A 17,230-nucleotide genomic window follows, 5' to 3' on the forward strand; every position below is an offset into this window, starting at 1 on the left:
ACCACTGGGTGTCGTTATGAAGAGATTAGCAGCGTTAATAATCATGCTGTTGTTCCTGAGTAGTGCCGTTTCAGTAAGCGCTTACAATGTCAGTTCCAAAGTCTCGGTAACTATAAGCCCCAACTCGGAGCTTCTTTCAGTGGTATATTATCTGGCTTTTGGAAGAAACGACACCTTCGTCATCAACAGAGGGGACTACCTCAGTGATGTTGACGCTTACTTTGGCCCATATAGAAATCATCCGGCCGTCAAGATGCTCAGGGAGCATTTGGAGAACGCTACGACGACCCCAGACAGGGACATGAGGCTCTACTACCTCGAGGCATATCTCTTGATGTGCACGGAGCCGCCAGAGCTGAAGTCATGGTACAACTTCACCGACGAATGGCTCATTGGATTTCTCGATGCTCTGAGAGACTTCGCAACGGAAACCGACTTCATGGCATTCTATGAGGCCCATCAGGATTATTATTGGCAGGATATTGACATCTATGCTAGTGCCCTTGAACTCCTTCCGCCGGATGAGTTCATGAGACAGTACATGGACCTCACAAACGTCCGCTTTGAGTTTTATCATCCTTACCTCGTTGCCATCCACGGCCACAGCTTCAACCCGGTAATCAACGGCACACAGATATACGGCGCTGGCGGAATGATCCCCCTGGTGAGGCGCGACCCTCAGAGGACTGAGTGGACATACAAGACAGCCCGCGACACAATGTTTGGTTTGCCGCTCAACAGGGACTACATTAAGAACAGGAGACTGGACGAGCTCATCTATCTCGGCTTCGTCTACCACGAGCTTGGCCATGACATCACGACCGAGGAACTGAACTGGAACTACGGCCTCACCTACGACCTCAGATACCTCGAGGATACGATAGAGGAGGACATGCCTTACCTTGCGACCTATGACATACACTTCTGGTGGGACACGATGATGGTGTACGAGGGCTTCGCTGACGGATGGATGGACTTTTCACTGAAGAGTGTTGACCCCGCCTACGTGGAGCTGGCGATGTGGATGCAGAGGGCATGGGGAGAGTTCTGGATAGAAGACATGGTTGAAATCTACGAGAAGTACACCCTGATAAGCGTTCAGGAAGGAAAACCTCTGGGCGACTACGTCGTTGACATGATGAGCGAGCTCAAGGAAAAGATTCCGCCCGAGAAAGCGGGAGAGTTATACCTGGAGCGCGTTCCAGTGACACTCCTCAGGGCCCTCGACAGGGGGGCCGTTGCTGGAAAGGTCATCGTAGTTTACGGCACCCAGAATCCAGACCCGAGTGGAACCGAATACGACAGGGAGACGGCTGAGATTGTTGCGAATTACCTTGAGACTTTCTACTCCCAGTGGCCAGACGGCGTCGCGGTAGTCGTCAAGGCCGACGTCAACGTTACCGACGAAGAACTGAGGGAGAACCTTATCCTCATTGGCGGCCCCCTTGCCAACAAGATTATTGCCGAACTCCAGGACGACTTTCCGTTGCGCTTTGTGAAATACGGAGACGAGTGGGTTTTGGAAAGGTCGGAGCACTGGGACTGGGGCATTGCCTCCTTCATACTCCAAGAGAACGATGCCTATCCAGTCCTTGAGGGGTGGAACGCCAACTACCTCAACGCATCGGTGATAATGGCCATCAGGAACCCGCTCAACCCTGAGAACTACATTGTATGGATAGCCGGAGCAGACCGCTACGGCACGAGGCTCTACAAGAATCCAACCTACTACCTCAGCAGCTACGAAATCTTCAATGGAAAAGAGATAGAGATGGGATTCTACGTTCAGCCTAAAGCCTCTTGAGGAGTCTTTTCTTCCCTCTTTTTTCCGCCATTGTCTCCGCTTCTGATGTGCGGCTTGCCGATGGCTATGGTAAAGCCCTTGAAGCTGTCATCCTTTCTGTTGAACTCTATGGCTAATGGGAGGCCATGGTCGTCGTTGAAGACTATTCTTACTATCCTCGCCCGCGAGTGGTCGTTCAGGTAGTCCTCCTTCAGCTGCTCGTAGTTGTCTATGGCCTCGTTGATGCTCTCGCTATGCATGTCGTAGATTTCCCTGGCATAGACGCTGTGGTTCTTGATTTCCTCGACGGTCTTCTTCCTGTCCAAGCTACCACACCCTCAGGCTTTGCGCCAGGCTCCGTCGCGGAACTTAAAAACCTTCCTGCGCTCGGCCATTCTGAGGGCTTCCTCAAGTCTACCTTTCGGAACATCAATGCCATGGAGCTCCTTGAAGAGCTCGACGATTTCATCGGTGGTTAGGGCTTCCTTCTCCTCGAAAAGGTTGTTAACGAGGTTTATCATGTCCTCCACGAAGTTCCAGGGGAAGATTATCCAGGCCCAGTCGATCTCCTCGCCGTAGTAGTCTGGGTTGAAGCGGGAGCCTCTTATTGTAAGCAGTGTTGCCGCCCTAACCTCTGCCGGCTTCTGGTTCTCCACGTAATTCTTCGCTAGGGTTAAGCTCTCTCCAGTGTCACTGATGTCGTCCACAATAAGAACATTCTTTCCGCTCATGTCGTAGTTGCTGCCGTACTTGAGTCTTGCCTTTCCGTCCGGAGTGGCTGTAACACCCCAGTGCTCCACCTTGAGGCTGACGAGGTCCTTAACGCCGAGGTAGTCGCAGTAAAGTCTTGCCGCAATCCAGCCGCCTCTGGCAAGACCGACTATAACGTCCGGTCTCCAGCCGTCTTCAAGAACCTTCCATGCGCCCTCCTTTGCCCACTTCTCTATATCGTCCCAAGAAGCGAGATAAGCCGGAAACTTCTTCATTGGATTTCCCTTAACGGAGCAAAGGAAAGGTTATATTTAAGCCTTACGCTCAGCGTTTTGACGGGAAGATGGCAAAAAGAGGCAGAAAAAAATCAAACACTAATCCTCTTCCATATTGTTCCTTGTGGCGTGTCCTCGAGCTGTATGCCCAGAGCCTTGAGCTCGTCTCTGATTCTGTCCGCCAGAGCGAAGTTGCGCTGCTTCCTGAGCTCCGCCCTTACCGCGACGAGGAGTTCTATGAGTGCCTCCTCATCACTGGCCTTCTGCTCCTTGAAGTAGTCCTCGAAGAGACCGAAGACCTCGCTTATTATCTTGAAGAACTCCAGTGCCTTCCTGAGAACGCTCTCCTTGGGCTTCTCGACCTTCGTGAGGTAGCGGTTGACCGCGTTGGAGACCTCAAAGACGGCCTTGAGTGCCTCGGCCGTGTTGAAGTCGTCATCCATGGCCTCGTAGAACTTCTTTCTTGCTTCCCTGACAGTCTCGTAGAGCTCGAACTCCTCCTTGCCCCACCTGAATGCAACATCGGCCTTCTCCATCGCCACGCGGATGTTCTCGAGAGTGTTGTAGAGCCTCTCAAGGTTGTTCTTGGCGTGCTGGATGCCCTCCTCTGTGTAGTCGAGCGGCGAGCGGTAGTGCTTCTGGAGGACAAAGAAGCGTATGACCTCGGGGCTGTACTTCTGGAGGAGCTCCCTTATCGTCACGAAGTTGCCGAGGCTCTTGCTCATCTTCTCGCCGGAAACCATCACGAAGCCTGTATGGAGCCAGTACCTGACCCACTCGTGACCTGTGCAGGCCTCGCTCTGGGCAATTTCATTCTCGTGGTGAGGGAAGATAAGATCGTTTCCACCGCCGTGGATGTCGAAGCTCTCGCCGAGGTACTTGGTGCTCATAGTGGAGCACTCGATGTGCCAGCCAGGTCTGCCTTCGCCCCAGGGGCTTTCCCATTTGGGTTCTCCAGGCTTCGCCTTCTTCCAGAGGGCAAAGTCTTCGGGATTCTTCTTGCCTTCGCCGGGCTCAACCCTCGCTCCCTTAACCAGCTCTTCAAGCTTTATTCCGCTCAGCTTACCGTAGTCCTTGAACTTCCTGACCTCGAAGTAGACCCCATCGCTCCCCTCGTAGGCGTAGCCCTTTTCCTGGAGCTTCCTCACGAAGTCTATAATGTCCTGAATGTGCTCCGTAACGCGCGGATAGATATCGGCCGGTTTGACCTTCAAAGCTTTCATGTCCTCGAGGAAGTAGCGAAGGAACTTCTCAGCGAGCTCCTTAGGGTCTTCGCCGGTCTCGTTGGCGCGCCTGATAATCTTGTCGTCTATGTCGGTGAAGTTCATGACCATGAGAACGGTATAACCTCTGTGCTCGAGATAGCGCCTGATGACGTCGAAGGCTATGTAGGTTCTGGCGTGACCGAGGTGGGTGTAATCGTAAACCGTGGGACCGCAGACGTACATCCTGACCTCCCCTTCCCTTAGGGGCCTGAACTCCTCCTTCTGCTTCGTCAAGGTGTTGTACACTCTAATGGCCATCTTTCTCACCACCGGGTGAACTTTGCCGAGGCGTTTTATTAGGTTATCGCCCGGTGGGAAAGCTTAAAAACCAACTCCCTTAATCGGGGTAGGAGCACGAAAAGGAGGTAATGCTCATGGTCAAGGTTCAGAAGGGAGACGTCATAAGGCTTCACTACACCGGTAAGGTCAAAGAAACCGGGGAGATTTTTGACACCACCTATGAGGAGGTTGCCAAAAAGGCCGGCATCTACAACGAGAAGGGCATCTACGGCCCTGTCCCGATAGCCGTCGGCGCCGGCCATGTCCTCAAGGGCCTTGACGAGCAGCTCGAGGGCCTCGAGGTCGGGAAGAAGTACGAGATAATTATCCCGCCTGAGAAAGGCTTTGGAAAGCGCGATCCCAAGCTCATAAAGACCTTCACCCTCGGCCAGTTCAGGAGGCAGGGCATCTTCCCGTTCCCCGGAATGCCGGTTGAGATAGAGACCGAGAGCGGAAGGAAGCTCAAGGGCAAGGTTCTCACCGTCAGCGGCGGCCGCGTCAGAGTTGACTTCAACCACCCCTACGCCGGCAAGCACCTCGTCTACGAGGTTGAGGTCCTTGAAAAGATAGAGGACCCGATTGAGAAGGTCAAGGCCCTCATAGAGCTCCGCATGCCGAACGTCGACAAGGAGAAGGTCATCATCGAAGTCGGCGAGAAGGACGTCACCGTTGACTTCGGCCAGCTCGTTGATGAGGTCGACAAGAACACCCTCGTTCTCGGAGAGATACTCCTTGAGAGCGACCTCAAGTTCATAGGCTACGAGGAAGTCAAGTTCAAGCCGAGCGTCGACGAGCTCCTCAAGCCGCCGGAAGAGGAGGAGCAGGTCATAGAGCTCGAGGAAGAGGTCAGCGAGCCGCTCATCGAGAAGACCGAGGAGGAGAAGCCTGCTGAAGAGATCACCGAAGCTGAGGAAGTGAAGGCCAAGGAAAGCGAGGAGAAGAAGGAAGAGACTCCCGAGGCTGAGGAGGAGGTCAAGGAGGAGCCAGAGACCAGGAAAGAAGAGCAGGCTGAGGAGAAACCGAAGAAGAAGTCCACCAAGAAGTCCAAAACCGCCAGAAAGAGGAGCACCTCGGCCAAGAGGAGGAAGACCACCAAAAAGAAGGCCGAGGAGTCGGCCGAGAGTGCTGAGGAGAAGAAGGAAGAGACTGAGTGAGGCCAAAGCTTTTATCTTCTTTTCCTAACTTTTCTCCATGGAACTGAAGCGGAACCCCTGGCTTCTCTATGCGCTCTCCCTTGTGTTCATCCCTCTCGTCTGGGGCAGGGGAGACAATGTTTTCGAGTGGGCAGCTTACAACACAGCTTTTTACGTCGTTCTGCCGTTGGCCGTTGGTTATCTTCTCGGTTTTAAGCCAAGAGAACTCGGCTTTCAACTTGGAAACCGCAAGGGTTACAAGTGGTTTGTCGTTCTCTTTTTGCTCTCGATCCCGATAAGCCTGTACGGGACGAGGGTTCCCGAGATGAAAAACTACTATCCAATATTCGCCTACTCCGGCTGGACCGACTTCCTCATCAAGGAGCTTGCTGTTGGTGCGATAATGTTCGCCCACGAAGCCTTCTATCGGGGGATATTGCTCTTCCCGCTGGCGAAGAAGAATGAGTGGCTCGCTATACTGGCCCAGGATGTTCCCTACACCTTAGTTCATATTGGAAAGCCAGGTATCGAAATCCCCTACGCATTCTTTGCGGGAATAGTCTTTGCAAAAATGGATTTGAAGGGTGAGAGCTTCCTTCCGAGCTTTCTCCTCCACTGGCTCGGCTCGGTCCTCTTCGACGTCATGTGCGTTCTCCTTTGAGCAAGCCTTTTTAAATCCGCCTCGAAGGAATGTTTATGCTCGGAGCCGAGGTGTACTCTCGCGGCCGCTTCTGGGAGGTTGACCTCCTCAGGGGGATAGGCATCACTATGATGGTTGTCTCCAACTTCGTCACGGATTTACAGCTCTTCCTGAACTATTCAGGACATCCCTTCTTCTGGAAGGCTTTCGCCTATGCAACGGCATCGATATTCGTCTTCGTCTCCGGCCTCTCCTTCTGGATAAGTTACTCCCGGACGATCAAGAAGAACCCCCGTCCCTACGCCAAGTACTTCAGGAGATTCCTTAAGCTCTTCGGCCTGGGCATGCTGATAACGGTCGTCACGTACCTTTTCCTCGACGGCATGACAATTTACTTTGGGATTCTCCACTTCCTCGGCGTCGCAACGCTCTTAGCGATTCCCTTCTACCGCTTTGGGAAGCTTAATCTCTTGTGGGCGGCCTTCTTCATCTTCGGCTCCCTCTGGGTGAGAAACCTAATCGGCCCTCCGTGGCTTCTTCCCCTCGGAATAACCTTCAAAGGATTTTCTTCCCCGGACTATTTCCCGGTATTTCCCTGGTTTGGGGTTTACCTCCTCGGTCTCACAGCAGGCAGCGTCTTCTATCCGGAGGGAATGAGGAAAAAGGAGTTGAGAATCCCCGCAAACCCTCTCGTTTTAGCCCTCTGCGTGGTCGGCAGGCACACTCTCGGCATATATCTCGTCCATCAGCCTCTGCTGGTTGGTCTCCTCATGCTGATTTACGGCCCTCTTCCCGGGATTTCCCTTTAGCCTCAACCCTCGCCGTTCCGTAGCCGACGAAGAGCACCTTATCCGGGTCCAGAGCCCTCAGCACCTCTGGCCTGTGGGTGATTATGAGGGCGGTGATGCCGGCCTCCCTGATAATCTCGGCCACCTTTTTGGCCACTCTCATGGCCGTGAGCGTATCGAGATGAGCTGCAAACTCGTCCATGAGGAGGAGATTTGGCTTCTCAGCGAGGAGTGAAGCTATCTTTGCCCTTTCCTTCTGACCTGTAGAGAGCTCGCCGAACTTTGCGCGGTAGAGAACTGCGTCGCTAAGTCCAGCCCTGTTGAGCACCTCCACAGCCGCGTTGAGGTCTCTAATCTTTCTGTAAACGTGCTCCAATATGCTCTCTGAGCCAAAGGAAGGCTCGAATTCTCCGGGTATAAGCACGGAAACCTTGACGTTCTCCGGGACGCTGATTTCTCCTTCACTCGGTCTGTACTTCTCCTCCCAGTAGCCCTTCGCCGCTCCGAGGATGAGCCTCAGCAGGGTCGTCTTTCCAGCTCCGCTCGCACCGACTACCGCTATCAGCTCTCCAGGCTTTATCTCAAAGTTAAGGTTCCTCAAAACTGGACGCTGTATAACCCTGTGCCTGACTCCAAAGGCTTTCAGCAGCTCTTGAATCTCCTCAGGTAATCCTTTAACGTCGAGCTCGCTCTCGAAGACCTTGCTGACGTTCTTAAAGACTATCGGGCCGCTCAGAGGCTCGACCTTACCGTAGCTCGGCCTCCACAGGCGACCGTCCTCTGGCGCGTAGGGGTCTTCGCGAAGGAAGCGCTCGATGTATTCTTTGGCCTCCTCAGTGAGCGGATAGAAGAGGACAGGCCTTCCGCTTGCCGTCTCCCAGAGGAACTTGAAGCCGACCTTCTCGAAGAAGGGGTTATAGCGGGCCATCTGCGCTATGGTCTCTACTATGTGTTTCCTCTTTCTCATCTCCGGGACCCTGCGCTCAGCTATCCACTCAAGGGCAGCCCTAACACTCAGCTGACCCAAACCATCGGAACGGTAGTCCGGATGAACCACAACACGCGCAATTCTAGCGCCAGCGGTGTTGGTTTCTTTCAAAGCTCTCCACTTAGCCTCTTCCCATAGGAGGGAACGCGCTACCTTTCTTCCGTGATTCCTTTTGAGCTCCTCGTAGAGTTCTTTCATGATCTTCTCTGGCCAGAATGCCGGATGGAACCAGTCCTCGGGAAAGACTTTCTCACGGATGTTCCTTTCAATTTCACCGTTGGGCAACCGTCTGTGCATCAGCGGAATCGGCGGATCAATTCTTACGTAGGCTAAAATCCTGGGCTCGTACTCCTCCCTCTCGACGAGTTCAAGGAGCAGGAAGCGAGAAGCTGGAGTAGAGCCCTTAATCTCGAGGATGTGGCTTTCAGCGCCGCAGACGGGGCAGTTCTGCTTGGTGTTTGCCTCGAAGATGTGGCCGTTCTCACAGCGCCACAATGCCACCTTTTCCTTCTGGCTGGCGTAGTGATACTGCTCCAGCTCGGCTATAGCTTCGAAGTCGCTCTCGTATTTGGCCTCTCTTGCCCTCAGCTTGTATGTGTAGAGGAGCTCTCCCGTGAGTGGGGAGAAGCGCTTGGCCTCTACCTCCTTCTCCCAGAGGGGCCAGACCTTTATCTTATCGCCAGAGTAGAACTTATAGAGCTCATAGTCGTCGAAGTCAAGAACTTTGTAGTCCTCCTTTTCCTTCGGCGTTTCTCTAATCCTAATTTCCACTTCATCGCCTGTCAGAAACCACTGGGCAACGTTGCCCGTCATGTAGAGTCTGAACTTTCCTTCCTCAGTTTCAACCTCGAGAATCCCAAACCATCGATGCTTGAAGCGCGGGATTTCGCTCCCCACAACCCGACCTCTAAGAATCATCGGCTATCACCATCGGTAATTGGAGAGATGAAATTAATAACTGTTCTCTTCACGAATTAACTCCATTTATGGCGAGGCTGATTATCCCCTGATTATTACCCCTCCACAACCGGAAACTCCCTTGTGAGAAGCTTCCACTCCCGATCCTTCCAGACTTCACGGGACGTTACCAGGAGTATTATTGAATCGGTCACCGAGGCATAATCTTTGAGATTCAGGAGAAACTTGAAAACCTGCTGAAAGCCGTTCTCGATAGCGAGATATTCTATGCAGTCTATCAGAACGACCTTGGGTGTTTCGTTTTCCTTGAAGAACTCGACCACCAGATGTCCCAAGTACTCAAGACGGGTGGGGGAGACGTGCGATTTCCCTTCTACTCTCGTGATCCATATGACGGGCGTCCGCTTAAGCCCGAGTCTCCTCTTGATTTCCTCTGGGGGTGTTCTTGAAATCACTAGGCCAGGATATTCCTTCAATAGGCTCAGGAAAAGCTCTTTCGCCTTTTCTGGGAAAACTATGTGTGTGCCAGGGGATAACATTAATGCCGATTCGTTCTCACCGCCTTTTGGAACCTCTTTAACGACCTCCACCCGATAGTTGTTTATAAGTGCTCCAAATAGTGACGCAAAGGCATAAAAAAACAGCAGCTGAAACACTATCCATATGTTATCGGCTATCAATTCAGATTTTTCTATGAACTCTTCGCTGAAATAGTCAGAAAAATAGCCCGGGGCGTAGAAGCATTCTGCGATAAACCATACAATTGTGGCAAGGAGAAGTGCATCGTAGAACTTTCCTACGCCGGGATACGTGCTCCGGAAGGACTTTCTGAATTTAACTGCCAAGGCCACTGTGGCTATGTTGATTATCAAGGTAACAGTTTCATTAAATTCAGCACTTAGGAGTATTTGAATTATACCCATGTAAATGCCACCACTTAGAAAGTTAGGGTTCGATAATTTAAAACTGTTGCTGTATAGGCTGTGATTGTAGTTGCATAATTCAGCAGTCTTTAACAAAACTTTAGGGACTTTATGAGTCCTTATTTTCCGTTTAGACGATTTTAAACAATTATAACTTTAAGCTATTTAACTCTCCTGCAGTTGTCAATGGAAGATCCATTACGTCTGTGTAAAGACACCAAAATAGAAGCTCACTTTGAAGCCCGTTAAGAGAAAGCGAGCATTTATGGGGTTCATAAGGAGATCCCGAAAGCGATTTGGCTTTACGACCTTAGCTTGCCCACTGAGAGAATTGATAAACCATTGGGGAGTGGGAAAAATAAAGGGGAGATCCGTTCGGGATGCCTCTACCGACTGTCGTGCCATCGGCCTGAGCTGGCTGAGGAATAACCCGGAAACACCTTAGGATTGTCCCCTTGGAACGTCTAAAAGCCCCTCGACTTTTTCAAGAACCTTCAAAGGATTCTCTCCAAATATAAGGACCATCGGCTCCTTGCCCCAGTCACCAAGGTGGTATATGACATCGGGCCTCTCCCTGACCCTCCTTATCGCCGTCTCTATGCCCCACGGAATCGTTCCGCCCTCCTTAATCTTAACATCCTCTGGCTCCTCGCGCCTGTCGTAGAAGGAAACCGTGAGGCCCAACTTTTCTGCCCTCTCGATGAGCTCCCTTGAATAGCGGAGGTTGATAACGGCCCTTACCTCGGGGTAAAACTCGCGGAACTTGAGGAGGGCTCGTTTTAGGTGGTCCGACGCGTTTAGCTCGACCGGTCCAACGGGTTTAATCGTTTTTCCGTAGCGCACTATCCTACCCTTCACCGCGAAGACCTCGCCTTGGGGAGTGGTGTAGGCGAAGTTCGTCCCAACCTCCGGAACGAAGGGATTCAAAAGCTCACCCATCTCCACCAGCCGTTTCACTGCATTTTTGAGCCCTGAATAGGTCCTCCAGCGCTCAACGTCGATTTCAAGCGGTGCAAGGGGGTTGATGCACTTGCCCTCGCTGGAAGAGAACCTTATCGCAGTTTCAACGAAGCGCTTTGCCTCCTCCACAGCTTCTGGAAGCTCCATCCCCTTGGCGAGGAGGGAAGCCAAAGCCGAGGAAAATGCGCAGCCCGTTCCGTGGGTGAAGCCTTCAATCATTTCACCTCGGAACTCGTAGAACTCTCCATTCCAGTAAAGGACGTCGGTGTAGTCGAGGTGTCCCCCCTTAACGACGGCCGCCTTGGCTCCGAACTCCTCAACGAGAATCCTGGCGGCCTTCTTCATGTCCTCAACGCTTGAAACCTTCATCCCCGTAAGCTTCTCGGCCTCTGGAACGTTCGGCGTGACTATTGAACCCGGAATCAGGAGGTCCTTTAGCGTCTCGATGCCCTCCACATCTATCAGGGGATGACCGGTGGAGGAAGTCAAAACCGGGTCAAGAACCCTTAAAAGGCCCTCCGTTTCCTCAGCGACTATTTTTACAGCCTCTCCGTTACCGAGCATACCTATTTTTACCGCCTCAATCTCGAAGAAATCCTTGACGGCCCTTATCTCCCCGCGGATGAGCTCTGGAGGAAGGACGTGGTAGCCCCTAACCTCGCCGGGGTTCTGGTATGTTATGGAAGAAACAACGGGGAGCGGGTGCTCCCCTAAAGCGGAGACAGTCTCTATGTCCGCCTTAATCCCTGCCCCTCCCCCGGTGTCGAGGCCCGCTATGATTAGGACGGCCATGTCAGACCCCCAGCACAGCTTTTTTCAGCTCCTGTGTGGCTTTTTTAACGTCAGGTGCATTCATGACGGCAGAAATCACCGCCACGCCGTCCACACCAGCTTTCATTACCTCCCCCGCGTTTTCAGCGGTTATTCCGCCTATCGCAACCACCGGGATGCTGACCCTTCTGACTATCTCCTTGAGGCCTTCCAGTCCAAGAACCCTCGCCTCTGGCTTCGTAGGGGTTGAAAAGACGGCTCCAGCTCCGAGATAGTCAGCTCCGAGCTTTTCCGCCATTAGGGCTTCCTCAACGCTGTAAACGGAGGCGCCCACGATGAGGTTCGGCGCAATCTCTTTTGCCACCTCTATCGGTATGTCCTCCGGGCCGAGCTGGACCCCATCCGCGTCCAGAGCAAGGGCGAGGTCTATCCTGTCGTCAACGAAGAAGAGGGCCCCGTAGTCCCGGGTAAGCCTTCGAATCTCTTTACCTGCCAGGTAGGCCTCCCTCGCCGGGACGCTCTTAGCCCTCAGCTGGATTGATGTGGCACCGCCTTCGAGGGCCTCCCTGACCTTTTGAACTTCCCCACGGTCGCCGCGGGCGGTGATGACGTAAAGAAGAAGGGAATCGCGGAGGGACACCTCAGACCCTCCTTACCTTTGCCCTCTCCGTTACCGTCTCGGGGGTTACGGCGTAGAGGTAGTCGTAGAGCTTCACGTGGAAAGTGCCGGGATATGGGACTTCACTCGCCAGCTCCGCCGCGACCTCGAAGGCCACCAGGGCCGAAACGGCCGCCTTCAAGGACTCTTCGACGGCAAGGAACGCCCCCGTTATCGCCGTCGCCATGCACCCAGTCCCCGTGACCCTTCCGAGGAGCTTGTGGCCGTTTTCAACGGCATAGGTAGTTTTTCCGTCGCTGACGAAGTCAACGGGTCCGGTAACGGCGACGGTGGCTCCAAACTCTAGGGCGGCCTTCTCTGCGAGCTCCCTGGCCGACTCATGGGAGTATTCCGCGGAATCAACGCCCCTCGTTTTCCCGTGCTCCCCGAGGAGCGCTGAAACCTCGCCGAAATTCCCCCTTACGACCGAGATATCCCCGATCTCAAGAAGCCTGAGGGCGGTTGAAGTTCTAAGCCTCGTTGCCCCAGCTCCAACCGGGTCAAGCACGACGGGCTTTCCGAGTTCGGAGGCCGCTTTAACCGCCTCCTCCATTGAGGCTATCCAGTGAGAGGAGAGGGTTCCTATGTTTATCACCAGGGAGTCGGCTATTGCCACCATCTCGCGCACTTCTTCAATGGCGTGGGCCATTACGGGTGAAGCACCTACCGCGAGGAGGGCATTGGCAGTCTCGTTCATGACGACGTAGTTGGTGATGTTGTGCACGAGGGGCCTCCTTTCCCGCACCTTCCTGAGGGCCTCCCCAATCCACTCCATCTCAGGCCCTCCCGAGCTTCTCGAGGATTTCAATGGCTGCTTTTCTCCCGCTCAGGAACATGCCGCCGAATATCGGCCCCATCCTCGGGGCACCGGCAACTGCGTTTGCCGCCATGCCCGTGACGTACAGTCCCGGGAAGACCTCCCCGGTATGCTCCACCGTGAGCCTCTCACCCATCTCGGCCCACATGGGGCCCTCCCCGGGGAGCTTCTCTATCAGCCCTCTCTTCAGCAGGTGCTGGGTTATCTGAGCGCCATGGCCTGTTGAATCAATCACGAACCTTGCCTCTACCGTTAGGGGATCCACGTGGAGGCCCGTCATCTTCACCGGCGTCCAGTTTATGACCACCCCAGCCACGCGGTCGTTTTTAACTACTAAGTCCTCGACCTCAACCATGTTGAATATCTTTACCCCAGCCTTCACCGTCCTGCTGGCTATCGTCGTGGCAACTTCAATCGCATCGGCTACGTAAAGACCCGGTCTGAACTCCCTGTAATCTATCCCAAACTCATCGAGTATCTCCCTGGCGCTCTCCTCCACGACGATCCTGTTGAAGCCCATCGCGCCGCCCCAGATTCCACCGCCCACGCTGAGCTTCTTCTCGAAGATTGCCACCTTTGCTCCGCCCTTGGCGAGATAGTAAGCCGCAACCATGCCCGATGGGCCAGCACCGATGATGGCAACATCAAGCGTGAGGTTGTCGAGCAGGTCTTTCATGTAAGCCTCGATTATCGCCCCACTTATCTCGAGGTCCTTCAGCATTCTGACCACCCCAAAGCTTATAAGCTGCGGTGAAAACTGAGTTTTGAAATTTAAAAACTTTGTTATACACGGTGGTGGCAATGACCCAGCTGGAGGAAGCTAGGCGCGGAGTAGTTACGGAGGAAATGAAGTTCATAGCGGAGCGCGAGGGGATAAGTGCTGAAAAGCTGAGGAGAAGCGTCGCCAAAGGCCACACCGTCATATTCCGCAACGTGAGGCACGATTGGGTCAAGCCCGTTGCAGTTGGTGAAGTCGTCCGCGTCAAGGTCAACGCCAACATAGGCACCTCGCGCGACATAGTAGACGTCGAGGCCGAGATAGAGAAGGCCAAAATCGCGGTCAAATATGGCGCCGATACCATAATGGATCTCTCAACTGGCGGCGACCTCGATGAAATAAGAAAGCGCATAATGAAGGCGGTGGACGTTCCCATTGGCACCGTTCCCATCTACCAGGCCGCCGAGGAGATGCTGGCCAAAGGAAAGGCCATCATCGAGATGACCGAGGACGACATGTGGAAGGCTGTGGAGAAGCACTTCAGGGACGGCGTTGACTACACGACGATACACGTTGGAGTTACGAAAGAGGTCGTCGAGAAGATGAAGAGAACCAAGAGGATCGTCGGCATGGTCTCCCGCGGCGGAACGTTCCTGGCAGCGTGGATACTCCACTGGGGCGAGGAGAACCCCTTCTACAAGAACTACGACTATCTCCTTGAGCTCGCCAGGGAGTACGACGTCGTCCTAAGCCTCGGCGACGGGTTGAGGCCTGGTGGACTGCCCGATGCTGGCGACGAACTGCAGATAGCCGAGCTTTACACCCTCGGAAGGCTCGTTAGGAGAGCCAGAGAGGCAGGAGTTCAGACCATGGTTGAAGGGCCCGGCCACGTTCCGATAGACCAGATAGCAGCCCAGGTGAAGCTGGCCAAGATCGCCACGGATAACGCTCCTTTCTATGTGTTGGGTCCGATAGTTACCGACGTCTTCCCAGGCTATGACCACATCACGGCGGCCATAGGCGGAGCCATAGCCGCTCTAAACGGGGCTGACTTCCTCTGCTACGTCACCCCAGCGGAGCACCTCGGCCTCCCGACTGTCGAGCACGTTAGAGAGGGGGTTATAGCTGCCAGGATAGCCGCTCACGCAGTCAATCTAACGCGCTTCGAGGCCGATTTTAAGAAGGATTACCTCATGAGCCTCGCGAGGGGAAGGCTGAACTGGGCGAAGCAGTTCGAGCTCAGCGAGGACAAGGAGATGTTCGTTGAGATAAGGAAGGAGAGACCGACAAAGACCGAGGCATGCTCTATGTGCGGCGATTTATGCGCGATAAAGCTCATCAACGACATGCTGAGGAAGGGTGAGGCCGAGTGAGGCTCATCTACCGCGGCAAAACGAAGGACGTTTACGAGGATGGCCCGTATCTAGTCTTTTACTTCAAGGACTCCCTGCTGGGCGAAGACGGCAGAGAGGACACGGGTGGCAACGAGGTGATAGGCGAGAGACCTGGCAAGGGGAGTGCAGTTCTCAAGCAGACGGAGTTCTTCTTCAGCCTGCTGGAAAGGAACGGGATAAGGACCCACTTCGTCGAGCGGATTGACGAGAGAAGGGCGCGCTTTCTGAATGCGGAGAGGATTCCGCTGGAGGCTATATACCGCTTCAAGGCTTATGGAAGCTTTCTCAGGAGATACAGCGGCTGGGTGGAGTCCCTCCAAGAGCTGGGAATAGTCGAGTTCACCCTCAAGGACGACTCGCTCGGCGACCCCCTCATAACCGAAGAAGCAATATTACGGCTCGGTATAGCGAGCGAAGGGGAGCTGGAGGAAATGAAGGAGGTAACGAAAAGGGTCGCCGAAGTCCTGGCGGAGTTCTTCTCTACAAAGGGGCTTGAGCTAATAGACTTCAAGCTGGAGTTCGGCAGGCTGAATGGAGAGCTTCTGGTGATAGACGAGCTCAGCGGCGACACGATGCGCGTTATGAAGGGTGGAAGGCTTTTGAGTCAGGAAGAGCTCCTGGAGGTGGTAGAATGATAATCTCCACCATAGCTTCCCACTCCTCCCTTCAGATACTCATGGGGGCAAAGAGAGAGGGCTTCAGAACGAGACTCTACGTCAAACCGAATAGAAAGGCCTTCTACTCCTCCATCCCGCTCGTCGATGAAATCGTCGTAACGGAAAACATGAGGGAAGTACTCGGTGATGACGGCATCGTCGTACCCCACGGCTCTTTCGTGGCCTACCTTGGCATAGAGGCCATCGAGAAAGCAAACACTAAGTTCTTCGGCAACAAGCGTTTCCTCAAGTGGGAAACCAGCTTTGAGCTCCAGGATATGGCCCTTAAAAAGGCCGGCATTCCGATGGTTGAAGTCATCGAGCCCGAAGAGGCTAAGCCAGACGAGCTTTACTTTGTCCGCCTTGAGGGACCGAGGGGCGGAAGCGGGCACTTCTTGGCTTACGGCTATGAACTGGAGGAGAAGATCAAAGGCCTGAGCGAACCCTACAGGATTGAACGCTTCACAGACGGCGTTTACCTTTACGTCCACTTCTTCTATTCGCCGATTTTAAACCGTTTGGAGCTCTTTGGCGTTGATGAGCGCTTGGTCATCGCGGACGCAAACAAGAGGCGGCCCTTCAAGACCCTCCCCTACACCATAGCGGGAAACAAGGCCATAGCGCTGAGGGAGTCGCTCATTCCAATGCTCTACGATTACGGATTGGCTTTCGTCAAGGCCATGGAAGAGCTTGAACCTCCCGGCATCATAGGTCCCTTCGCTCTCCACTTCGCCTACGATGGTGAATTCCGCTGCATAGGCTTCGCCTCGCGCATAGACGGCGGCAGCAATGCCAAACACTGGTACTCGGCCCTCTACTGGGAGAGGCCGATGCTCATGGGCGAGAGGATAGCGCGCGAGATTAAGCTCGCCCTCGAGGAGGACCACCTCGAGGAGGTGGTAACTTGAGGTACGTCGGGAGAATGCTCGGCGTGGGCCTAAACAACGGGAGGCCCTTCGCCTTCTACCGCCTGAACTCCCGCTCCTTCCCTAACAGGAGGGCGGTTATTCGGGGAAACGAAATTTACATAGCCAACCAGACCGAGACTGACAACCCCTACGTGAGCTATTCCGTTGTGAAGCTGCTCGAAAACTACGCGGTCGTGAGCAACGGACTGCAGACTGTCTTTATAGCGCAGGCTCTCGAAGAGGAAAGCCCGAGAAAAGCGTTAATCCATGTCCTCGACGCCCTCGACTACGAGCGTGATGACTACAGCACACCGAGGATAGCTGCCATAGTGGAGTGCGGGAAAGCTAGGGGCTGGCTCGGCTTCGTTGGCAGAGAAGAGCTCTGGGTTAAAGCCATTAAGCTGGAGGAAGGGAAGGCATTCTTTACCGCGACGTACAACGTTGATGGCATTGAAGAGCTGGAGCTGAGCTTTTCGAATGCTGAAGAACTGGCCGAGAAAGTCTTAAGGCTGGAGTTCGCCCATCCGGTGCTGGCGATTGGGGTGGTTGAAAAAGAGAGTGGCTGGGAAGTGGCGGTCAGGCCTTGAACCTTCTCTTTTTAAGTCCATATCAACTCAACACCACGGAATCTTTTTATTGTCTCCT

17 protein-coding genes are annotated in these 17,230 nt (G+C 53.8%); 8 read left to right on the forward strand and 9 right to left on the reverse strand.

The window, feature by feature from the left end; translation table 11 throughout:
- The first annotated feature begins 16 nt into the window (after positions 1–16).
- The gene (locus E3E26_RS06440) at positions 17–1,804 is read left to right on the forward strand and encodes a DUF4932 domain-containing protein (protein WP_167900468.1); all 1,788 of its coding nucleotides are present in this window, start codon (positions 17–19) and stop codon (positions 1,802–1,804) included.
- Here E3E26_RS06440 and E3E26_RS06445 read toward each other — a convergent pair.
- The 3 genes from E3E26_RS06445 to cysS form a co-directional block, all read right to left on the reverse strand.
- On the reverse strand, positions 1,786–2,109 hold the full coding sequence (locus E3E26_RS06445; RefSeq protein WP_167900469.1) for a hypothetical protein: 324 nt from the start codon (positions 2,107–2,109) through the stop codon (positions 1,786–1,788). The two genes, E3E26_RS06440 and E3E26_RS06445, sit on opposite strands and share 19 nt — an antisense overlap.
- 12 nt (positions 2,110–2,121) lie before the next feature.
- Positions 2,122–2,769: a phosphoribosyltransferase gene (locus E3E26_RS06450; RefSeq protein WP_167900470.1), complete on the reverse strand. Its 648-nt coding sequence runs from the start codon at positions 2,767–2,769 to the stop codon at positions 2,122–2,124.
- Between the two features lie 92 nt (positions 2,770–2,861).
- Positions 2,862–4,292, reverse strand: a complete 1,431-nt coding sequence (cysS, locus tag E3E26_RS06455) for a cysteine--tRNA ligase (RefSeq protein ID WP_167900761.1) — start codon at positions 4,290–4,292, stop codon at positions 2,862–2,864.
- A 116-nt stretch (positions 4,293–4,408) separates the two neighbouring features.
- Between cysS and E3E26_RS06460 the strand changes: the two genes are divergently transcribed.
- The 3 genes from E3E26_RS06460 to E3E26_RS06470 are packed head-to-tail and all read left to right on the forward strand — an operon-like array spanning position 4,409 to position 6,895.
- The gene (locus E3E26_RS06460; protein WP_167900762.1) at positions 4,409–5,467 is read left to right on the forward strand and encodes a peptidylprolyl isomerase; all 1,059 of its coding nucleotides are present in this window, start codon (positions 4,409–4,411) and stop codon (positions 5,465–5,467) included.
- 37 nt (positions 5,468–5,504) lie between these two features.
- On the forward strand, positions 5,505–6,107 hold the full coding sequence (gene mrtA / locus E3E26_RS06465) for a CPBP family archaeomyxosortase MrtA (RefSeq protein ID WP_167900471.1): 603 nt from the start codon (positions 5,505–5,507) through the stop codon (positions 6,105–6,107).
- A gap of 35 nt (positions 6,108–6,142) precedes the next feature.
- Positions 6,143–6,895: a heparan-alpha-glucosaminide N-acetyltransferase gene (locus tag E3E26_RS06470; RefSeq protein WP_167900763.1), complete on the forward strand. Its 753-nt coding sequence runs from the start codon at positions 6,143–6,145 to the stop codon at positions 6,893–6,895.
- Here E3E26_RS06470 and E3E26_RS06475 read toward each other — a convergent pair.
- The 6 genes from E3E26_RS06475 to E3E26_RS06500 form a co-directional block, all read right to left on the reverse strand.
- Positions 6,855–8,780: a GNAT family N-acetyltransferase gene (locus E3E26_RS06475; protein ID WP_167900472.1), complete on the reverse strand. Its 1,926-nt coding sequence runs from the start codon at positions 8,778–8,780 to the stop codon at positions 6,855–6,857. The two genes, E3E26_RS06470 and E3E26_RS06475, sit on opposite strands and share 41 nt — an antisense overlap.
- Before the next feature lie 95 nt (positions 8,781–8,875).
- Positions 8,876–9,703, reverse strand: a complete 828-nt coding sequence (locus E3E26_RS06480) for a DUF835 domain-containing protein (RefSeq protein WP_167900473.1) — start codon at positions 9,701–9,703, stop codon at positions 8,876–8,878.
- Between the two features lie 441 nt (positions 9,704–10,144).
- The gene (thiD, locus tag E3E26_RS06485; protein ID WP_167900474.1) at positions 10,145–11,455 is read right to left on the reverse strand and encodes a bifunctional hydroxymethylpyrimidine kinase/phosphomethylpyrimidine kinase; all 1,311 of its coding nucleotides are present in this window, start codon (positions 11,453–11,455) and stop codon (positions 10,145–10,147) included.
- Position 11,456: 1 nt separating this feature from the next.
- Entirely contained in the window at positions 11,457–12,074 is a 618-nt protein-coding gene (gene thiE / locus E3E26_RS06490; RefSeq protein WP_167900475.1) for a thiamine phosphate synthase, read from the reverse strand.
- A 1-nt stretch (position 12,075) separates the two neighbouring features.
- Positions 12,076–12,867, reverse strand: a complete 792-nt coding sequence (gene thiM, locus E3E26_RS06495; protein ID WP_167900476.1) for a hydroxyethylthiazole kinase — start codon at positions 12,865–12,867, stop codon at positions 12,076–12,078.
- A 1-nt stretch (position 12,868) separates the two neighbouring features.
- Positions 12,869–13,630, reverse strand: coding sequence for a sulfide-dependent adenosine diphosphate thiazole synthase (locus E3E26_RS06500; protein ID WP_167900477.1), 762 nt, complete (start codon positions 13,628–13,630; stop codon positions 12,869–12,871).
- 80 nt (positions 13,631–13,710) lie between these two features.
- Here E3E26_RS06500 and thiC point away from each other — a divergent pair, with 80 nt between their 5' ends.
- Genes thiC through E3E26_RS06520 form a run of 4 tightly spaced genes read left to right on the forward strand, consistent with a single transcriptional unit; the run spans position 13,711 to position 17,172 of the window.
- On the forward strand, positions 13,711–15,000 hold the full coding sequence (gene thiC / locus E3E26_RS06505) for a phosphomethylpyrimidine synthase ThiC (protein ID WP_167900764.1): 1,290 nt from the start codon (positions 13,711–13,713) through the stop codon (positions 14,998–15,000).
- Entirely contained in the window at positions 14,997–15,656 is a 660-nt protein-coding gene (locus tag E3E26_RS06510; RefSeq protein ID WP_167900478.1) for a phosphoribosylaminoimidazolesuccinocarboxamide synthase, read from the forward strand. The genes thiC and E3E26_RS06510 overlap by 4 nt, the downstream gene beginning before the upstream one ends.
- Positions 15,653–16,585, forward strand: coding sequence for a formate--phosphoribosylaminoimidazolecarboxamide ligase (locus E3E26_RS06515; RefSeq protein ID WP_167900479.1), 933 nt, complete (start codon positions 15,653–15,655; stop codon positions 16,583–16,585). Before E3E26_RS06510 ends, E3E26_RS06515 begins: the two co-directional genes overlap by 4 nt.
- Positions 16,582–17,172, forward strand: coding sequence for an IMP cyclohydrolase (locus E3E26_RS06520; protein WP_167900480.1), 591 nt, complete (start codon positions 16,582–16,584; stop codon positions 17,170–17,172). The genes E3E26_RS06515 and E3E26_RS06520 overlap by 4 nt, the downstream gene beginning before the upstream one ends.
- Positions 17,173–17,230 lie beyond the last annotated feature (58 nt).

This window comes from Thermococcus sp. LS1 (assembly GCF_012027395.1).
Taxonomy (GTDB): domain Archaea; phylum Methanobacteriota_B; class Thermococci; order Thermococcales; family Thermococcaceae; genus Thermococcus.